Annotated in this window: 19 protein-coding genes; 13 read left to right on the top strand and 6 right to left on the bottom strand. The window is 48.0% G+C overall.

Annotation, left to right across the window (positions count from 1 at the left end; all coding sequences use genetic code 11):
- Positions 1–13 precede the first annotated feature (13 nt).
- The 6 genes from leuB to N836_RS71930 all read left to right on the top strand — a co-directional run bounded on the left by leuB (position 14) and on the right by N836_RS71930 (position 5,479).
- Entirely contained in the window at positions 14–1,096 is a 1,083-nt protein-coding gene (gene leuB / locus N836_RS71955; protein WP_023077019.1) for a 3-isopropylmalate dehydrogenase, read from the top strand.
- A 188-nt stretch (positions 1,097–1,284) separates the two neighbouring features.
- Entirely contained in the window at positions 1,285–1,602 is a 318-nt protein-coding gene (locus N836_RS77800; protein ID WP_051394721.1) for a hypothetical protein, read from the top strand.
- Positions 1,603–2,394 carry a prepilin peptidase gene (locus N836_RS71945; protein ID WP_023077017.1) on the top strand — a complete coding sequence of 264 codons (792 nt, stop codon included), beginning with the start codon at positions 1,603–1,605 and terminating at the stop codon, positions 2,392–2,394.
- A gap of 103 nt (positions 2,395–2,497) precedes the next feature.
- Positions 2,498–3,436: an acetyl-CoA carboxylase, carboxyltransferase subunit beta gene (gene accD, locus N836_RS71940; RefSeq protein WP_023077016.1), complete on the top strand. Its 939-nt coding sequence runs from the start codon at positions 2,498–2,500 to the stop codon at positions 3,434–3,436.
- Between the two features lie 172 nt (positions 3,437–3,608).
- The gene (gene psbV / locus N836_RS71935; RefSeq protein ID WP_023077015.1) at positions 3,609–4,124 is read left to right on the top strand and encodes a photosystem II cytochrome c-550; all 516 of its coding nucleotides are present in this window, start codon (positions 3,609–3,611) and stop codon (positions 4,122–4,124) included.
- A 167-nt stretch (positions 4,125–4,291) separates the two neighbouring features.
- A complete protein-coding gene (locus N836_RS71930) occupies positions 4,292–5,479 on the top strand; it encodes an extracellular solute-binding protein (protein ID WP_081717029.1) in 1,188 nt (395 codons plus the stop codon).
- Here the strand turns inward: N836_RS71930 and N836_RS75070 are convergent.
- The 3 genes from N836_RS75070 to N836_RS71920 all read right to left on the bottom strand — a co-directional run bounded on the left by N836_RS75070 (position 5,409) and on the right by N836_RS71920 (position 9,325).
- On the bottom strand, positions 5,409–6,128 hold the full coding sequence (locus N836_RS75070; RefSeq protein WP_031294766.1) for a hypothetical protein: 720 nt from the start codon (positions 6,126–6,128) through the stop codon (positions 5,409–5,411). The two genes, N836_RS71930 and N836_RS75070, sit on opposite strands and share 71 nt — an antisense overlap.
- A gap of 25 nt (positions 6,129–6,153) precedes the next feature.
- Complete coding sequence (locus N836_RS71925) at positions 6,154–8,832, bottom strand: TIGR03960 family B12-binding radical SAM protein (protein WP_023077013.1); 2,679 nt, start codon at positions 8,830–8,832, stop codon at positions 6,154–6,156.
- A gap of 172 nt (positions 8,833–9,004) precedes the next feature.
- Positions 9,005–9,325 (bottom strand): STAS domain-containing protein, encoded by a 321-nt coding sequence (locus tag N836_RS71920; RefSeq protein WP_023077012.1) that lies wholly within the window; start codon positions 9,323–9,325, stop codon positions 9,005–9,007.
- Between the two features lie 359 nt (positions 9,326–9,684).
- On the opposite strand from N836_RS71920, the gene N836_RS71915 reads away from it, so the two are divergent.
- Positions 9,685–9,879, top strand: coding sequence for a hypothetical protein (locus N836_RS71915; protein WP_023077011.1), 195 nt, complete (start codon positions 9,685–9,687; stop codon positions 9,877–9,879).
- Positions 9,880–9,951: 72 nt separating this feature from the next.
- Here the strand turns inward: N836_RS71915 and N836_RS71910 are convergent, their stop codons facing one another.
- Complete coding sequence (locus tag N836_RS71910) at positions 9,952–10,383, bottom strand: hypothetical protein (protein WP_023077010.1); 432 nt, start codon at positions 10,381–10,383, stop codon at positions 9,952–9,954.
- 401 nt (positions 10,384–10,784) lie between these two features.
- Here N836_RS71910 and clpS point away from each other — a divergent pair, with 401 nt between their 5' ends.
- Together clpS and N836_RS71900 are read left to right on the top strand one after the other, a co-directional pair.
- Positions 10,785–11,075, top strand: coding sequence for an ATP-dependent Clp protease adapter ClpS (clpS, locus tag N836_RS71905; RefSeq protein WP_006516948.1), 291 nt, complete (start codon positions 10,785–10,787; stop codon positions 11,073–11,075).
- 146 nt (positions 11,076–11,221) lie between these two features.
- Positions 11,222–11,992, top strand: a complete 771-nt coding sequence (locus tag N836_RS71900) for a CPBP family intramembrane glutamic endopeptidase (protein WP_161635065.1) — start codon at positions 11,222–11,224, stop codon at positions 11,990–11,992.
- Here N836_RS71900 and argF read toward each other — a convergent pair.
- The gene (gene argF / locus N836_RS71895; protein ID WP_031294763.1) at positions 11,973–12,896 is read right to left on the bottom strand and encodes an ornithine carbamoyltransferase; all 924 of its coding nucleotides are present in this window, start codon (positions 12,894–12,896) and stop codon (positions 11,973–11,975) included. The two genes, N836_RS71900 and argF, sit on opposite strands and share 20 nt — an antisense overlap.
- Positions 12,897–13,003: 107 nt before the next feature.
- On the opposite strand from argF, the gene N836_RS71890 reads away from it, so the two are divergent.
- Positions 13,004–13,618 carry a class I SAM-dependent methyltransferase gene (locus tag N836_RS71890; RefSeq protein WP_023077007.1) on the top strand — a complete coding sequence of 205 codons (615 nt, stop codon included), beginning with the start codon at positions 13,004–13,006 and terminating at the stop codon, positions 13,616–13,618.
- A gap of 17 nt (positions 13,619–13,635) precedes the next feature.
- Here N836_RS71890 and N836_RS71885 read toward each other — a convergent pair whose 3' ends face one another.
- A complete protein-coding gene (locus N836_RS71885; RefSeq protein WP_023077006.1) occupies positions 13,636–13,965 on the bottom strand; it encodes a hypothetical protein in 330 nt (109 codons plus the stop codon).
- 380 nt (positions 13,966–14,345) lie between these two features.
- On the opposite strand from N836_RS71885, the gene N836_RS71880 reads away from it, so the two are divergent.
- From N836_RS71880 to N836_RS71870, 3 genes are read left to right on the top strand one after another with little or no spacing between them, the layout of a single operon-like run.
- The gene (locus N836_RS71880) at positions 14,346–15,503 is read left to right on the top strand and encodes a DegT/DnrJ/EryC1/StrS family aminotransferase (protein WP_023077005.1); all 1,158 of its coding nucleotides are present in this window, start codon (positions 14,346–14,348) and stop codon (positions 15,501–15,503) included.
- 28 nt (positions 15,504–15,531) lie between these two features.
- A complete protein-coding gene (gene crtB / locus N836_RS71875) occupies positions 15,532–16,461 on the top strand; it encodes a cyanoexosortase B (protein WP_023077004.1) in 930 nt (309 codons plus the stop codon).
- A 47-nt stretch (positions 16,462–16,508) separates the two neighbouring features.
- Positions 16,509–17,204: a cyanoexosortase B system-associated protein gene (locus N836_RS71870; protein ID WP_023077003.1), complete on the top strand. Its 696-nt coding sequence runs from the start codon at positions 16,509–16,511 to the stop codon at positions 17,202–17,204.
- Positions 17,205–17,420: the final 216 nt, after the last annotated feature.

Genomic DNA, 17,420 nt, shown 5'->3' with positions numbered 1-17,420 from the left:
CCGAGTCGCCTCCATGACCCAGCAGTTTCGTATTACTCTTCTTCCCGGCGATGGCATTGGCCCTGAAATTACAGCAGTTGCTGTTGATGTTCTTAAGGCGGTCGGTGTGAAGTTAGACATCCAGTTTGACTTTACCGAAGCGCCCATTGGTGGTTGTGCCATTGATGCCACCGGTAATCCTTTGCCCGATGAAACCCTGGAAACCTGTCGACAAAGTGATGCAGTATTGTTGGCAGCTATTGGCGGCTATAAGTGGGATTCATTGCCCCGAGCCCAGCGGCCAGAGACAGGATTGTTAGGACTGCGGGCTGGCCTGCAATTATTTGCTAATCTACGTCCGGCCACCATTTTGCCTCAGTTAATAAATGCCTCGTCCCTCAAGCGTGATGTGGTTGAAGGGGTAGATATTATGGTGGTTCGCGAGCTGACTGGCGGCATTTACTTTGGCAAACCCCGAGGCATTTTTGACGCCGATGGTGACCAGCGAGGGGTTAGCACCATGGCCTATACCGGTACCGAGATTGACCGCATTGGTCAGGTTGCATTTGAAATTGCCCAAAAGCGCCAGGGTCGCCTCTGTTCAGTTGACAAGGCTAATGTCCTCGAAGTGTCTCAGCTGTGGCGCGATCGCATCACGGCCCTCAGTAACAACTATAGTGATGTGGAATTGACCCATATGTATGTAGACAATGCAGCCATGCAGCTGCTGCGCTGGCCTAAGCAGTTTGACACCATTGTCACAGGCAATCTATTTGGTGATATTCTTTCCGATGCAGCAGCAATGCTCACAGGCAGTATTGGTATGTTACCCTCAGCTAGTTTGGGGGCGACAGGTCCGGGGGTATTTGAGCCTGTCCATGGTTCAGCTCCCGATATCGCGGGTCAAGATAAAGCCAATCCATTGGCCCAGGTTCTAAGTGCTGCCATGATGCTGCGCTATGGTTTGAACCAACCTAAGGCCGCCAACATGATTGAAACGGCTGTGGATACAGTCCTCAACCAAGGCTATCGTACCGGCGATATTATGGCCGAAGGTATGACTATAGTTGGGTGTACAGCTATGGGAAACGCTCTTTTGCAGACCCTGGCTGAGTAACGGTTAAAAACCCTGGCACAATCAATAGATGATCGCTAGTATTATTGTACTGAATAGTGGCAGGGCTGTTTCCATTTGCGGACATAGGGTATTTTCAGCGAGTACACTGCTGAATTCATCACTGAATTTGTCTAACGTCAAGACAGTTCAATCACAAAAGTACTATTAAGCAAGAGAGGTATTCAGTCGTGTCATCTTTACAGCGGCCAGAGTACGGTAACTATGGTGAGGCGGCCGTTCACCCCAGTGTGGCCGCAACTGGTTTGCAACGGAGTCCGCTGAATTTACGGTCCCCGTCGTCCATGTTAGACCCAGCCTTATTGCGAGCGGCTCGTCATATTTATCGCACCTACTATGAGGTGCATCCAGACGTGATAGAGCGTCCTATTGGTGTGGCCATCGGTCGTACTACTCGCCGTGGCAAGCTCATCTTTGGCCCCAAACCAGTACTTTTACCCCATGAGAGTTTTATTCCTCTGACTCAGTTAGAGCCAGGCCTGCACTAAATGCCAAGTAGCTTAGTGCCCTCCCTATTTGTCTTTGTGCTAGGGGCTGCCATTGGTAGTTTCCTAAACGTTGTTATCTATCGCTTACCTGCTGGACTTTCATTGTTGTCGCCCCCATCTCGTTGTCCCCATTGTCTGACACGATTGCGGACTTATGACAACGTGCCCGTCTTTGGTTGGCTATGGTTGCGTGGGCGCTGCCGCCATTGTCGAGCCTCCATTTCACCTCGCTATCCCCTGGTCGAAGGTGGGAGCGGGTTTCTCTATGTGGCGTTGTGGTTACGATTTGGCTGGAGTCTGGAGACACCTTTGTATTGGGCTTTGATCAGCTGGTTGGTTGCATTGGCCCTGATAGATATTGATACCCTGACCTTGCCAAACCCTTTGACCATGTCCGGGGTATGTTTGGGGTGGCTGGCTCAAGGGTTTTTGGCCACTGATCAAACCGTAGTATGGGCTCTTGGAGCTAGTGTGGCCGCTAGTGTTTTAGGGCTATGGTTATTTGATGGGATTGGTCTTGTGGGGGCCATAGTGACTGGTAAGACCGTGATGGGCGGTGGAGATGGTAAGTTGGCTGCCATGCTGGGGGCATGGTTAGGCTGGCAAGGATTGCTTCTAAGTATTCTGCTGGCTTCAGTGTTGGGGGCAATGGTCGGTGGTCTGGGGATAGTACTCAGGCGTCTAGATCGTCGTCGGCCGATTCCCTTTGGCCCATTTTTAGCCTTGGGTGCAGGAATTAGCATATTTTTTGATAATGCCTTGATACGCGGTTATTTGAGTCTATTCTTCTAGGACGAGTCGTAATCTATCACGACGATAAAATCGCTGCAGGCTATTCCAGGTAGGAAGGCTAGCCGGTAGGATTGGAAAAAGCGATGTATCGAGATCAGGGTCTATGTCCCTTTTTGACTGGTTTGCAAATCGTAAGAAAGAAAGCCCCATCAGCCAAGAACGTCAGGAGCGGGAAATTGCTGACGGTCTTTGGACTAAGTGTGGCGAGTGTGGAGTACTGACTTACACCAAGGACCTTCGGGCTAATCAGATGGTTTGCCCGGAATGTGAACATCACTATCGTGTTTTCAGCGATGAGCGGGTTCTACAACTGATTGACGCCGATACGTGGCAGCCGTTAAATGAGCAAATTGCTCCTAAAGACCCGTTACGATTTCGCGATCGCAAAGCCTACAGCGACCGGCTACGCGACATGCAAAATAAGACCAAACTTAAGGACGGTGTCCAAACTGGCATCGGCCAGATCAACGGTGAAGGTATTGCCTTAGCTGCCATGGACTTTCGCTTCATGGGCGGCAGCATGGGCTCGGTGGTTGGCGAAAAGATTACTCGTTTGATTGAGCAAGCAACGGCAACCCGTCTCCCTGTTGTGATCGTCTGTGCCTCTGGCGGTGCTCGCATGCAGGAAGGGATGTTGAGCCTGATGCAAATGGCTAAAATCTCAGCGGCTTTAGAACGCCATCGCGATAGCCGTCTGTTGTATATGCCAATTCTCACCCATCCCACCACAGGGGGAGTCACCGCCAGTTTTGCCATGCTGGGGGATATTATTTTGGCAGAGCCCAAAGCGACTATTGGTTTTGCCGGGCGTCGAGTGGTTGAACAAACGCTGCGAGAAAAGCTACCAGACGACTTTCAAACAGCGGAATATCTTCTCAAGCACGGGTTTGTCGACAAAATTGTGCCGCGTACTCAGCTCAAAGATACGATCGCACAGCTGATTCGTTTGCATAAGCTACCTGAATTGTCTCCCTCTCTGAGTCATGTCTCTCTGGAAAGAGCAGCTAACGGACAACCGGTGCCGATCAAACCGGTTATATAGTCAAGCCTGTAACTGTTTTGGGAATTGACCCTATCGGTGGCATGATAGTTATTAAATATTGGCTAACTGAATCATCAGATAGCTGCAAATCGCGAGCTTAGCCTGGTGTTATTGGGCTTATTGCTTTGTGCTGTGTTGCGTCTTTTGTGGGCGATCCATTTCGAGGAGAATCATGTTGAAAAAGTGCATTTGGCTGGTGGTCGCGGCTGTTTTTCTTGTCGGTAACCTAGTTGTAGGTGGCAACGCGATGGCGGCTGAACTGGATGAAAATATCCGTACCATTCCCCTGAATGAGCAGGGTGACACAGTTGTGCTTTCCTTAGAGCAGGTTTCCCAGGGCCGGAAAAAATTTAATTACGCCTGTGCTACTTGTCATGTGCAGGGTATTACTAAGACTAATCCAAACGTTGGTCTAGAACCAGAAGCTTTGGAAGGAGCTTATCCTAACCGCAATAATTTGGAAGCGCTAGTAGATTATTTGAACAACCCAACAACATACGATGGGTTGACCGAGATTTCTGAACTACATCCCAGTACTCAGAGCACCGACATTTTTCCTAAAATGCGCAGTCTGACCGATGATGATTTGGTAGCCATTTCAGGGTATATTCTGCTTCAGCCTAAGGTGATGGGTGATATGTGGGGCGCTGGTAAAACTCGCTTCTCTGCACCTGCGACATTTGACTAGTTTTTCACGACTTCTGATTTCGTCGTCTAAATACCGTCAACAGTTAAAAAGGGCAAGGTTGCAAAGCCTTGCCCTTTTTATTGGCGATCGCAAGTTTTTATTAGTGTTCTATATAGGATTTTGCTCACCTATTAAGCTAGGTTAGGTAGGCAGTTTAGCAAAACAACATGGTAAAACGACGCACAGTCATGTGGGGATTGTTAGGTTTAGGGACTGCTGTTGCTAGCTGTCGTCCCAGTGCGTCTGCTGACTTAAACGTGAAATTGCTAGCACGTTCAGTGCCGTCTCAGGTTCTCAAGGCCTTTGGTCGAGAAACGCTAACCCGGTTTGAGGCTGAAACCAGCCTGGTTGATATCTATCAGCAGTTGCAATGGTGGCAGGCTCAGACACCGTTATCTCCACCTCTGTGGCGACGGTTAATTCCTTTAGGCAATTCAACCCCAGAAGGGACAGTGTCTGCTAATGTGGACACTCATCTCGTCACCCTCAGCGATCCTTGGTTGGAGCATGCGATCGCTCAAGATCTAATTCAACCCTTACCAGAGCTGGACGTAGTAAAAACCTTGCCCGAGCCCTGGCAGCGACTGTTACGTCGTGATCATCAAAAACGATCCATCCCCGATGGCAAGCTGTGGGCAGTTCCCTATCGCACCCAGGGATTGATGATTGCTTACCAAAAGCACATCTTCAAGGTAAATACCAACAATAAGCCCATTACTAAGTGGGCTGATCTCTGGCGACCAGAGTTAGCTGGGCGGATTGCCATCTTAAATCAACCTAGGTTAGTCGCCTCTATTGTTCTGCAGGCATTGCAATATTCGGTTAACGATGAAGCGGCTTTGGCTAGAGATGATGTCAAAGAGCAACTTTCAGCGCTCTATCGTCAGGTGAAGGTGTTTGATTCCCAGGCTTATTTAAAGGCCCTTGTTAATGAGGATGTTTGGTTAGCGGTAGGTTGGAGCGGTGATATCTTGGCGACATTAGTGCGCTATCAACGGCTTGGTGCTGTTCATCCCCAAGAAGGAACTGTGCTCACCAGCGATCTTTGGGTGGCTCCAGCTGGTGCAGAACTCAATAAAGCCGCCCAATCCTGGATGGAATTTTGTTGGCAGCCTCCGATCGCAACTCAAATCTCAGTATCGAGCTATGGGTTATCGCCTTTATTTTTCTCGCCGGATGCGGATGTGCCATCTCAGTTAGACAAGCAGACACTGCTGGTGCCCGACCATGGCGAAGTGCTGTTGCCCTTATCTCAAGAGGGGCAAGCAAATCTAGCGGCGTTGTTTAGCGCTGACGACTACCCCGAATTGCACCTGGATCAAAGTAATTCAATACAACAGCACAAACGGGTGTAAGTACAACTTCATCGGGTACTGTTGGGCTTTCTAAGGGAATCGGACTAACAATATCTCCATCGAAATCGCAGACTTGCAACCCTACTGGGCGGTTGCCGATAAAAATTCGGAGCTGATAGCGGTAATCTTTAGCACTCTGTCCCAGCTGATTCATCAAGGAATATCGCTCTAAATAATTCAGGGATGGCCATAGCTGACCATTGACTACCACATCTACGTGGGAGGCGTTGTTCGAGGGTATTTCGCGACTTTGATCGGTGTTGCCGCTGTTGTCGTAAGCTCGCCAACTATCAATTAAACGTTCATTGATAGCATCGCCTACCTGAATTTGTGGCCACCACAGACTCGGTATTGTGAAGGTCTCAGGTGATGGCTGCTCGTCGCTTGCGATCGCACCCTCATCGGTTCTTGGTTGCACCTCATTGATTAGACAGATAGCCTGTATCTGGCCTTTAAGCAATGCCTGCTGAGAGGAAGGATCATTGTTCGCTGCATTGTTGTCCCTCGCATCTCCATACCGCCAGGCTTGTGCGATGAAGCTTTGACAGAACCCACCTCCAGACTCATTTGTCTGTTCTGGTGCTTGGGCGAAAGCGTACTGCCCCAACAGCCACACAATTGAGATAGCTGGCCACAAAATGAATTTCATAACTGCACCTATCTAACGCAACTCGCTAGGCCATAATTAGCCGCTGACGATGCACATGTCCCAAAAGTAATGTCTGATCCTCTGGTAGTTGTCGTTCTAACATACGCATTAACTGTTCAGGACGCAGCATGTTGCCATCATTCCGGCAGCTGCCAACGTAGCGAATGACGACATCACCCGTCATCTTGAGTTTGTGAATAATGCTATCAGGCAAGTGATTAGGGATAGGGTTGATGAGCTCCAGGCTGTGTAGACGTTCTCTTAAATTAATTTGTTTGATCTTGCCAGATTTAGTTGTGTGGGTATCTAGAATTTCGTCCGCAGCTAAGATTTGATCAATGCAAAACTGCCAGGGAATTTCACAGTCACCGTGTGGTGCGGTGATCGCTAGCAAGTAGTCAGCCTGCTCCAGGGCTTTAGTCGCTGATGGAGCCTTAATATCAACCGCTTGAACATCATAAATGGGTAGAGTGTTAGCAAGCTGTACCTGCAATCGCTGTTTAAATTCAGCAATGTCCATCTGCTGAATTAATTCAAAATCAATCACTTCTGCAGTACTCGTTGCCCCTAACAATAGGGCATTGGCCGGGGCAATGCGTGGACCTGGGTGATAGCCCCCGGTAAACGAAATTGGCAGTGCCGCTCGTCTAACAGCACGGTCCAACATTCTGACCAAGTCTAAGTGACCGATCAGAGCCATATCCCCAAGCTTACCCAGGGTGATTCGCAGCCGCTGTACTCGCTCAGAGCTAGGTTTGGCATGTCCCTCAAAAACAGGGATGGGTAAGGGCGGAATCACGATATTGTGGCCAAAGTCAGTGCCGCATACTCCGCAATGGGAGCAGCCCTCAAACGAGCAGTCAGGAACGACGGCTGCAGCCAATGCCCGTCGCAGATCGTCTTGAAGCCAGCTCTTATCGATACCTGTGTCTAGATGGTCCCAGGGCAATGGTGTGTCCATCGCTTTTTGCCAACGGTCAAAACTCTCTGTCTGTGGTGGAGTCTCCTGTTCTAACGATTCGCCCAGGTTCCACTCTCCCTGTTCCACCTGGCGATACTTCCAGGTTAAACCGGCATCATCAATCGCTTGAGTCCAGGCATTGAAGGCACGTTCTAGACTTTCCCACCAAGCGTCCATGCCGGCCCCTAACTCCCAGGCACGTCGGACTACGGGGGCTAACCGTCGATCGCCTCGACCAACAAAGTCTTCCATCGCTGAGATGCGCACATCGGTGAAGTTGACCTTTACCCCACGAATAGGGCGAAATGCTTCTCGTAGCATAGCCTGCTTACGTTTAAACTCACTGGTTGAAACAGAATGCCACTGGAAAGGCGTATGGGGTTTGGGAGTAAAGTTAGAGACCGTGATGTTGAAATTCAAGGCCCTGCGTCCCTTGGTGCGACATTCTCGCCGTAGCCACTGGATAGTTTCGGCAATTCCCAGCACATCGACATCCGTTTCTCCGGGCAAGCCAATCATGAAGTAGAGCTTGACCTTATCCCAGCCTTGTTCGTGTGCGGTTTTGACCCCACGCAGGAGTTCTTCATTAGTCAGCCCTTTATTGATAATGTCTCGCATCCGCTGGGTGCCGGCCTCTGGAGCGAAGGTGAGGCCTGTTTTCCGAGTACCCCCAACAATGTGAGCAATATTTTCATCAAACCGATCAACACGCTGACTGGGTAGAGAAAGGGAGACGTTGTCGTTTTTTAGCCGATTTTTAACCTCAACCCCCACTGCTGGCAACGCTAAATAGTCTGAGCAGCTGAGGGAAAGCAGCGAAAATTCGTTGTAACCTGTTGCTCGCATGCCGCGCTCAATTGTGTCGATCACCTGTTCAGGAGCGACATCGCGCGCCGGGCGTGTCAGCATGCCGGGCTGGCAAAAGCGACAGCCGCGAGTGCATCCTCGGCGAATTTCGATGGTGAGACGATCATGGACGGTTTGCACATGGGGGACTAACCCAATGGAATAGTCAGGAATGGGGGTAGCAACTCGTCTGAGAATCCGCGCTGGAACATCGTCACGATTCGGGTGGACTGAACCATCATCAGCCATGTCGTAAAACTGGGGAACGTAGACCCCAGGTACCTGGGCCAGGTCCAGCAGAATTTCTTGGCGAGTCATGCCAGCTGCTTTGCCCTCTTCAAGCACCAAGCCAATTTCTGGCAACAGCTCTTCACCATCACCCAGGGCGATAAAGTCAAAAAAATCGGCGTAGGGTTCTGGGTTGGATGTGGCGGTCTGACCGCCTGCAAAGATTATCGGCCAGCTAGATTCGTCCCACGGCCCTTCGCTGTTGCGTTCTTGCCAGGTGAGGGGAATACCTGCCAGGGTCAGCATTTCTAGGATGTTAGTAGCCCCTAGTTCATAGCTAAGGCTAAAGCCCAGGATGTCAAAGTCAGTTAATGGTTTGCGAGACTCGACACCAAAGAGAGGAGTTTGGGATTCTGTTAGCTTTGTAGCTAAATCTGGACCGGGTAAGTAGGCGCGATCGCACAGCTGTCTGGGCTGTTGATTAATAATGCTGTAGAGAATGATATGTCCCAGATTTGAGGCTCCCACCTCATAAATTTCTGGATATGTCAGCACCCAGCGAATCGTAGCAGTGTCCCACACCTTGTGTACTGCTCCAAGTTCATTACCCAAGTAACGAGCAGGACGATTAATATCTGGGGTGATCAGTTGATCTACAGCGATGGCCACGGCAAATAAAAAGCAACTTAAGCATTAACAACTATAGCTAATTCACACCATAAGCGAATGGTCTTCCCATCAGTGGGAAGACCATTCGCTATCGTTGCTAAGTTGATTAGACTGCTGTTATCACAACCTTTGCCAAAGCCTCAGAGAACAGCGATAACGACTGTAGGGAATACTAAGCAGCCTGTAGTTCTTGACTATCAACCATAGAAACAGCCCGATCAAGCTGTGCTAATTCAAAGACAATCCGTACCCGAGGGGCAACATCACACAGACTTAGACGCTTGCGATGCCGCTTAGCAGTATCACATCCAGCAAGTAATGCAATGAGCCCAGAGTTGTCCACGCTGTCCACTGCCGCCATGTCAATTGCCACCTCATTAGCACTGGTAGAGGTAATAGCATGTATCATCTCTTCTTTAAAAGCATCAACATTAGCGGATGTCAGAGCGCCTACAGGCCGCACAACCTTAACTGATGTTTCAACGCTACGCATAATCTGTCTCCTATCAGTTTGATTAGATTGAAATTAAGTGTCGGACCACGACCTTTCCATATGTCGTTGAAGCTAACTTGAGGAATCTGAGCTTGCCCAGATGACCAACAACGCTTTGTGGAATCTTAATGTCTGGTCCAATTCTTTGAAGTTTCTAAAAAGTCAATTGAACAAACAGTAGCGAATGCTACGTCATTGATAGTGATGTAGCATTGCCATGCTCTGAGTGATGCGGATCACTGAGTTTGCCAACTTCAGCAGTTTCACTTGAGATAGCCCCAAATTAGGAAGCCTCTATTCCAGATTGGAAAATGGCCTCTTGGGAAATACATCATTATTAAAAACTTGCTAGGAGCACCATGCACTCGTTTGCAATTCGTCAGCTGGTAGAGAAAGCTCTTTACACAAAGCAGCTGACTCCTGATATTGAAGAAAAAATCAACTCTGAGCTTTCACGCTTAGGCTATATTTCTGAGGTTGATTATGAAGCCCTTGAGCTTTTGATGAGCGAAATGGATGAGGGCCGTATAAAACTAGTTCCAACTGTGCGATAGCAGTTGTAGAAATTGTAATTTCTCTGTCCGCACACAGCTAGTCAAGCTTCTATTTTTCTTAATAAAAGATATTTATCTGATTGAGACTAACTTTGTTGATGAGTGAGGGGTATCGTCATCAAAGTTGCCGGTGTTCCAACATGTGTGTAAGAAATATTGAAAACGTTGCTTTGCTAGTTCTTCAGGGCCAGTATCGTCAGCAATCCGTAAATGGAACAGCAGTGCAAAAAAGTCTGTATCTAACGCTAGCTTAAACCTATCGATTGGCCAGACCAGATCAGGGGCTGTTTTCAAATCGTAGAGTTCTAAGCTGCATGCTTCTAAATCAGCAGCGGCTTTCGCAATCATCAGTTGCTGCTGCCGAGAGCCATGAGGCAGGTGACCAACCAGCATCAAGGGCCTACACCATAGGCGTGCTGAGCCAGCCAACTGAATTGCCTCAACATAGAGACGCTGATCTAAGCATTCAAGATAAACAATTTGCCCAGGATTTATGTTAACCATTTTGAAAAAGAAATTTCAATCAAAAGAATGGAGATAAACAAGTAACTAGGGTGGGAGATTGTCTAAATCCCTTATAAATCAAGGAATTAATGACTATACGGCTACTTTATGGCTGAATGAGATGCAAAAGTTCAATTTTTGTTAAATTAGCTAATACGCTACCACTAAGTGTGTTTCGAAACATTTACTTAAATTATTTATTTGTTGCTTTTTAAGCTTGTCGAAATTATTGACAATCAGCAATCCCTTGTCTGATATCTGTTTGCGACCTTCTGCCTAAGTTTTAAGATAAGTTCTGGTTAAAATTAAAAAAAGGTGCGTTTGGCCTATGTTTTGGAATCATCCATAGGTTAAACGTCCTTCTAAAGTGAACTTGCTTGATCTAACGGATAAATAAGACCATGGTGTCTACAGGGACAATCGAAAAAACAGTTACGTCCAATAAGCGGCAGCATGCTCCCCGCTATCGGGTCCTATTACATAATGATGACTTCAACTCTATGGAGTATGTAGTTGAATCCCTGGTTAAGACCGTCCCTAGTCTCTCAGTGCCGCAGGCGGTCGATATTATGATGCAAGCCCATAATGCAGGTGTTGGTCTAGTCATTGTGTGTGAGCTAGAACACGCTGAGTTTTACAGTGAGATGTTGCGCTCAAAAGGGCTGACTAGCACCATAGAGCCAGACGAATAAGTGACTGTCCCTACCTACGCCTCTATGTCTAATTGTTTCTGTCAGCTACTACTGGTTGCCTGGCTATGATGCGTTGGAGCAGGTACTGTCGGCAAGTTGCCAAGGTTATCTTGCCTGGGCGGATTCTTATATTTTTTGCCCTCTTGTTGCTGCTTTGGGCCCCGCTGGCAGTGCCTGTGTATGGAGTCGGTGTTCTTTGGGGGTTGTCCAATATAGCCAGTATTGTCGCACTCGTTTTTTTATATAGCTGCTTTATTGGTATTGCTTGGTTTTGGGGGCGCTGGGTACATAAGTGGCGGCAACCCTGGAGCCATTATGGTCTGCTGTGTCGCAGGCAGTTTGTCAGCGATGGGTGCGTTGCTTTACTCGTGGGCTTTGGCTTGGTAGTGGCTATGTTTGGCTTACAAGTGCTGCTGGGTTGGGCCAGCTTTTACCCTCGGTCGTTGACTGGTATTGCCTTAGAAGGCTTGCTGGTAGGGTTGGCCATTGGATTTGCTGAGGAGCTATTATTCCGTGGTTGGTTACTGGCTGAACTCAAGACCAGCTTGCCCCGCTATCAGGCCATCCTGTGGAGTAGCCTCATTTTTGCAATAGCGCACTTTATTAAGCCTTTGCCAGAAGTTTTGAGTACATCTCCACAATTTTTGGGATTGCTACTGCTCGGGTTGATTCTAGGGGCTGGACGATATATAAGTCGTCTCAAACCTACTTTTGCCAGTTTAGCGTTGCCCATGGGTTTGCATGCTGGCTTGGTGTGGGGATATTACATTGTGGACGTGGGTGATTTAGTCATCCCTTCGGGGCGTGTGCCTGAATGGGTAACCGGTATCCATGGCAATCCCCTATCTGGAGCCTTAGGAGTATCTATTTTGAGCTGTTTGACAGTTTTGGCTCTGTTTAAACTGCGTTCAAAATAGCGGCTAGTAAGGCTTTTTGGGCGTGAAGACGATTTTCGGCTTGGTCCCAGAGACGCGATTGAGGGCCTTCCATGACATCGTTGGTGATCTCTTCGCCACGGTGGGCAGGTAAACAATGAAGCACAATTGCCTGTTTGTTTGCCATGTCCAGGATAGTCTGATTGATTTGGTAGGGCTGGAATTTAGGGATTCTGGATGCTGCTTCCGATTCTTCCCCCATGCTGGCCCAGACATCAGTGTAGAGGGCATGACTGCCTTGGGCTGCAGCCTTGGGGTCGGTTGTAATAATGACATCGCTGCGGCCTTGACTTAAATGTTTGGCTTGATTGACCACAGCGGGGTTAGGGCCATAGCCCTCGGGCGTTGCGACTCGAACATTGACGCCTGCCAGGGCGCAGCCCAGCATGAGAGAGTGGGCAACATTGTTGCCATCTCCTAGATAGGCCATAGTTAAATTTTCTAGGCTACCAAATGCTTCTTTGAGGGTGAGTAAATCGGCCAAAATTTGACAGGGATGCTCAAGATCTGTGAGGGCGTTAATCACTGGTATTGAAGCATACTGGGCAAATTCCTCGATCTCAGATTGTTCAAAAGTGCGAATTGCCACCACATCTAGATAGCGATCGAGCACGCGGGCAGTATCGGCTGTTGGTTCACCACGGCCTACTTGGGTGACGCCAGCGTTAAGGTCAAGAACTTGACCCCCTAACTGATACATGGCCACTGAAAAGCTGACACGGGTACGAGTAGATGCTTTGGAAAACACTAATCCAAGCACTTTATTCGGGCATTTGGGCTGTTTAGTACCCGCCTTGAGTTGTGCTGCTAATTCTAGAATTCCGTGCAGTTCTGCCCTGGTTAAATCTGCCATGCTTAGCAGATTCCGTCCCTTCAGTGAGTCCATAAGGCCTTTGGTGATAATCGGTGGAGTCAACAAGATACTACTATTTAGCCTGGGTAGGCAGTATTGATGTTTTAGGTGGATATTGTTGAAGGTTTTGGGGGTAAATCATGGAATTGTATTCGCGACTGATCTTTCCACGTTTGTTGGAATTGACCATGTCCGGTCGAGAGTTAGGGAGCTACCGTCAGTCGTTGCTGCAGTCGGTTAAGGGGCAGGTTCTGGAAATTGGTTTTGGGACGGGGTTGAATCTGCCTTACTACAGCGATGGTGTGACTGCTTTGACGGTTGTGGACCCTAATCAAGGAATGACTGCGATCGCAACTCCACGCATCCAAAGCTCAAATCTAGATATCACTCTACAAATAGCCAGTGCTGAAGCGTTGCCGATGGCGTCAGAAAGTTTTGATGCGGTGGTTTGTACGTGGACCCTATGCAGTATTCTCCACATTGATCAGGCCCTATCCGAAGTCCATCGAGTGCTTAAACCGGGTGGCAAATTCTTTTTTATTGAGCATGGCCTGAGCCCTGAACCTGGGGTGAGTACCTGGCAGCGACGCATTACCCCTTTACAGCGACGGGTTGCTGATGGCTGTCATTTAGATCGACCAATGGCCAATTTGGTCAAGACCGTCTTTGATCAGGTGGAGTTAGAGGAATTTTATGCGATCGATCTACCAAAATTGCTTGGCTATTTTTATAAAGGCAGTGCGACTAAGCATTGATATTGGGCCAGATGCAATTATGCGTCACCTTTAAAGATTTGAGCGATTGCGATCGCAATCCGTTCAATATCAGCATCTAACAAAGGAGGCCACTCTACTCTTGCCCGTTTACCTTGCTCATAGAACTGACGACTTTCATAAGCTAACTGATGTAAGGCATAGACCAACGTGAGCTCCAACTGTTTAGCAGCTTTGAGATCCGCTGTAAGTGTCTTTAGGGCTAACAATAGCGATGTCATTTGCCCAGGTACGGGTGGTTGATGCTGCCTTAATCGTGTCAAAAACGAATCAGACACAGTCAAATCCGCTTGGGTCATCACCACATCTCGGGCTGTCTTAATATCCATACTGTGAGTAAAAAATAGGAAAATTACCGTGGATGACTTAAATTCCGCTCACCATAAGCTTAGATATGACCAGCGTCAATTCTGAAGCAGAGACGAAGCTATTCCATAAGCTTTATAGAGAATTCACAAGGTAGGGATGCACAATTATTAAGTCAACAAGGGAAACTGAGTAGTAGAACCGTTGGTGTGCCAATCCGGTCCTGATGAATCTCGTCTCAACAGCTGTATCAGCCAAGTTTGGCTAGATTGCACTTCCCTCAGGTGCTAATTAGCTTTATGTAGGGAATATTTTAAAAATGGCGATTAATCCAATCAATATGTGTTGGTCATCGTAAACATCATGGGAGCAATTGCCAGTATGTCCCTAGAGATTTCACATCATGGCTAGTCCAAGCTTTGTTCCCTTTGTTGATCTAGCTCAGCAACATCACCCGCTACGGTCTGAGCTACTGGCGGCAATGGCAGCTGTGGCGGATCGGGGCGACTATATTCTGGGTAGGTCGGTACTTCAATTTGAGCAGTCGTTTGCTGCAGCCTGTGGCGTTTGTCATGGGGTTGGGGTTGGTTCTGGTACCGATGCGCTGACCTTGGGGCTGCAGGCCTGTGGTGTTGGTCCTGGAGACCAAGTGGTTTTGCCAGTGAATACCTTTGTAGCTACCTTAATTGGTGTGCTGCAGGCTGGAGCTACACCTGTTTTTGTGGATTGTGACTTAAAGACAGGCTTGATGGATTTGACGGCTGTAGAGCAAGCCATTACCCGCAGGACTCGGGCGATTATTCCTGTTCACCTCTACGGTCAGATGGTTTCGCCTCTGGCGTTGCGAGCTTTGGCTAAGGCCTACGATGTCATTGTTTTTGAGGATGCTGCCCAGGCCCACGGTGCTGAACGAGAGGGCTTGAAAGCGGGTAGCGTTGGCTTAGCAGCTGCTTTTAGCTTTTATCCCAGTAAAAATCTGGGGGCAATGGGCGATGGAGGGATGGTGGTGGCTCAGCAGGAGCTGGTGGCTCAAACGGTCAGATCCCTGCGCAATTATGGTTCAACTCGCAAGTACTACCATACTGATCCTGGTGGGACGAATAGCCGTTTAGATACGCTACAGGCAGCCGTATTACAGATTAAGCTGGCTCATTTAGACGCATGGAATTGCGATCGCAATCGTTTGGCCAAACTCTATGATCAAGCCCTGAGCCCGTTAGCTCACTCAGGTATTTTCCCCATGGTCAACGACAGCGGCAGTGGCCATGTCTATCATCTCTACGTTATTCGTCTGACCCAAGACTGCCCCGTTGATCGCACACGTCTGCAGCAAGAACTGGCGGCTGAGGATATCCAATCTGGAATTCACTATCCAGTTCCTTGCCATTTGCAGCCTGCATTCCATCATTTAGGATGTGGCGCTGGAAATTTTCCCATTGCCGAGCGGCTAAGCCAGGAAATTTTATCGTTACCCATGTTCCCCGGCATGACTGACAACCAGCTAGAGTACGTGGTAGAGACCATTGCGAAAGTAGTGAAAGCACATCCAGTTTTGATTTAACAAACTCAATGATTTTGATATACCAGCTATGATTAGCGTTCCTCAATCTAAAGCTTCGCGGTGGACACTTGAACTGATAGTGATTAGCTGTCTGGCTATTCTCTATGGCCCCTTACTCTACCACTGGGTTTGGGATGGCTGGATTAACAAGAATATTAGTATCCAACATGAGTACTTTAGTCATGGCATCTTAGGCCTTCCTTTAGCTGGCAAACTTGTTTGGGACAAACGACACACCTGGCAACGACTCAGTGACAACTGTCATTGGTCCGGCATTATGTGTTTGGTCTTAGGGTTTGTGTTCTATGCCAGTGGAGTGATGGATGCGGTAAATTTATCACTGCCTTTGATGTTAACGGGATTGCTTTTATGTCTCAAAGGGCCATCTGGTCTAAGACTGATGCTGTTTCCGTTGATCCTGATTGTCTTTTCTACCCCGACACAGCTGCCCTACTTGATTGAACCTCACATTTTGCCACTACAGCGGTTAATCGCTACCGTAGCAGGGGCTATTTTGCATGGTTTTGGCTACGAAGTAGAAGTTAACAACATCTACTTAAGTATGAATCAGCAACTCGTGGAAGTTGCCCCCCACTGTGCGGGCTTGAAAATGCTCTTCACAAGTTTGTACATGGGGTTAGTTCTTACCTATTGGACTGGTATATACCGTTCAAGATTGCGTACAGGCATCTTTTTCGTGGGCATCATTTTGGTAAGTGTTATTGGTAATATCCTCCGTAATACGATTTTGACTTTCTTTCATGGCAACAGCATGTCCGAAGCGTTTCACTGGTTGCATGAAAGCTGGGGAGGCGATCTTTACTCTGCCATCATGCTAGGGTCCTTGGTTTTGATAGTTAATGCTATTCAGGACCACATACCCACTAATCTAGCGCTCAAAAATGTCTATGCAGACAATAGTCGAGCTGTGAAGCAAGTTCCTCCTGTTGATTTCTAACGCTATGTTCCAGAAGAAAAGCGCTCCTCTATGGATATTTTGAGCCAATGGTTTTGTCATTATTTTCCTCGGATGCCAAGCCTAGATCTTGGGTAAAGTGGCTGGTTGTTGTTGCCCTGGCCATCATTATTGCTGCTGCTGCTCTTCCTCGTTATATGTATGCTCAATGGCCGTGGCAGTCTCCTCCGGGGGTAGCGCAAATTCGTGCTATTCGCGATTTAAAGGAAACAGGATTGGCTATAGATGGGTGGTCTGAAGACTTTCAACAGAAGATTTCCATGAGTGGCTCTCAGTGGTCAGTACAACAATTGACCCATACTAGTGAGGCTACCTCAGAGCAGATGGTACTCTTCCTAAAACCTCAGGGGCAAGCAAACGATCAGCCTGAAGTTGAGTGGATTGATATCAAGGGGGCTCAAAAATGGCAAACCTCTGATCATCGTCGTTTACGATTTGGAACACTGAATGTTGATGCGTTTCGAGCCTGGACATCTAGCCAGACCTTTGCTGTGGCTCAATGGTATGCTCTGCCAGATGGCGGACATCCGGCTCCCCATCACTGGTTTTGGCAAGATCAAAAGTATCAATGGAATCGTGGCGAACGTTTGCCTTGGGTGGCCGTAAGTATGCTCATACCCATGCCCCCCCTCGGAGATGTATCGTTGGTCTATTCTGATTTAGAACGCCTGAGCCAGCTTGTGCAATCTTCTTTGCGGGAAACTGTTTTTGTCGCTCCATCCTAGGTTGATGCTATGTCCAGGATCACGGTGAATTGGTGAAACTCTGATGGTGCAAAGGATGAGTTAAAGTAACTACATTGAAAAAAGCATAGTGTTCACGACTAGATATATTTCAAGCATTTTTAATTAAGTTTTGAGTTGGTATGGTTCTCATCAAAAAAGCCACAAAACTCCATGTGTTTGGAGAGAAAAACCTAAGTTTATTGGCTGGGCAGTTAG

Origin of the sequence: Leptolyngbya sp. Heron Island J, assembly GCF_000482245.1 — a bacterium.
Classification (GTDB): domain Bacteria; phylum Cyanobacteriota; class Cyanobacteriia; order Phormidesmidales; family Phormidesmidaceae; genus Leptothoe.
Note: the sequence above shows the minus strand (reverse complement) of the source record. Positions and strands in the feature narration are given on the sequence as shown.

Coding starts and splice junctions, on each gene's coding strand:
- N836_RS71920 (WP_023077012.1), bottom strand. CDS start 9,325: ATGCGTAGCGTTGAAACATCAGTTAAGGTTGTGCGGCCTGTAGGCGCT.
- argF (WP_031294763.1), bottom strand. CDS start 12,896: ATGGACTCACTGAAGGGACGGAATCTGCTAAGCATGGCAGATTTAACC.
- N836_RS71945 (WP_023077017.1), top strand. CDS start 1,603: ATGCCAAGTAGCTTAGTGCCCTCCCTATTTGTCTTTGTGCTAGGGGCT.
- clpS (WP_006516948.1), top strand. CDS start 10,785: ATGGTGTCTACAGGGACAATCGAAAAAACAGTTACGTCCAATAAGCGG.
- leuB (WP_023077019.1), top strand. CDS start 14: ATGACCCAGCAGTTTCGTATTACTCTTCTTCCCGGCGATGGCATTGGC.
- N836_RS75070 (WP_031294766.1), bottom strand. CDS start 6,128: ATGAAATTCATTTTGTGGCCAGCTATCTCAATTGTGTGGCTGTTGGGG.
- crtB (WP_023077004.1), top strand. CDS start 15,532: ATGATTAGCGTTCCTCAATCTAAAGCTTCGCGGTGGACACTTGAACTG.
- N836_RS71870 (WP_023077003.1), top strand. CDS start 16,509: ATGGTTTTGTCATTATTTTCCTCGGATGCCAAGCCTAGATCTTGGGTA.
- psbV (WP_023077015.1), top strand. CDS start 3,609: ATGTTGAAAAAGTGCATTTGGCTGGTGGTCGCGGCTGTTTTTCTTGTC.
- N836_RS71915 (WP_023077011.1), top strand. CDS start 9,685: ATGCACTCGTTTGCAATTCGTCAGCTGGTAGAGAAAGCTCTTTACACA.
- N836_RS71930 (WP_081717029.1), top strand. CDS start 4,292: ATGGTAAAACGACGCACAGTCATGTGGGGATTGTTAGGTTTAGGGACT.
- N836_RS71890 (WP_023077007.1), top strand. CDS start 13,004: ATGGAATTGTATTCGCGACTGATCTTTCCACGTTTGTTGGAATTGACC.
- N836_RS71910 (WP_023077010.1), bottom strand. CDS start 10,383: ATGGTTAACATAAATCCTGGGCAAATTGTTTATCTTGAATGCTTAGAT.
- N836_RS71880 (WP_023077005.1), top strand. CDS start 14,346: ATGGCTAGTCCAAGCTTTGTTCCCTTTGTTGATCTAGCTCAGCAACAT.
- accD (WP_023077016.1), top strand. CDS start 2,498: ATGTCCCTTTTTGACTGGTTTGCAAATCGTAAGAAAGAAAGCCCCATC.
- N836_RS71885 (WP_023077006.1), bottom strand. CDS start 13,965: ATGGATATTAAGACAGCCCGAGATGTGGTGATGACCCAAGCGGATTTG.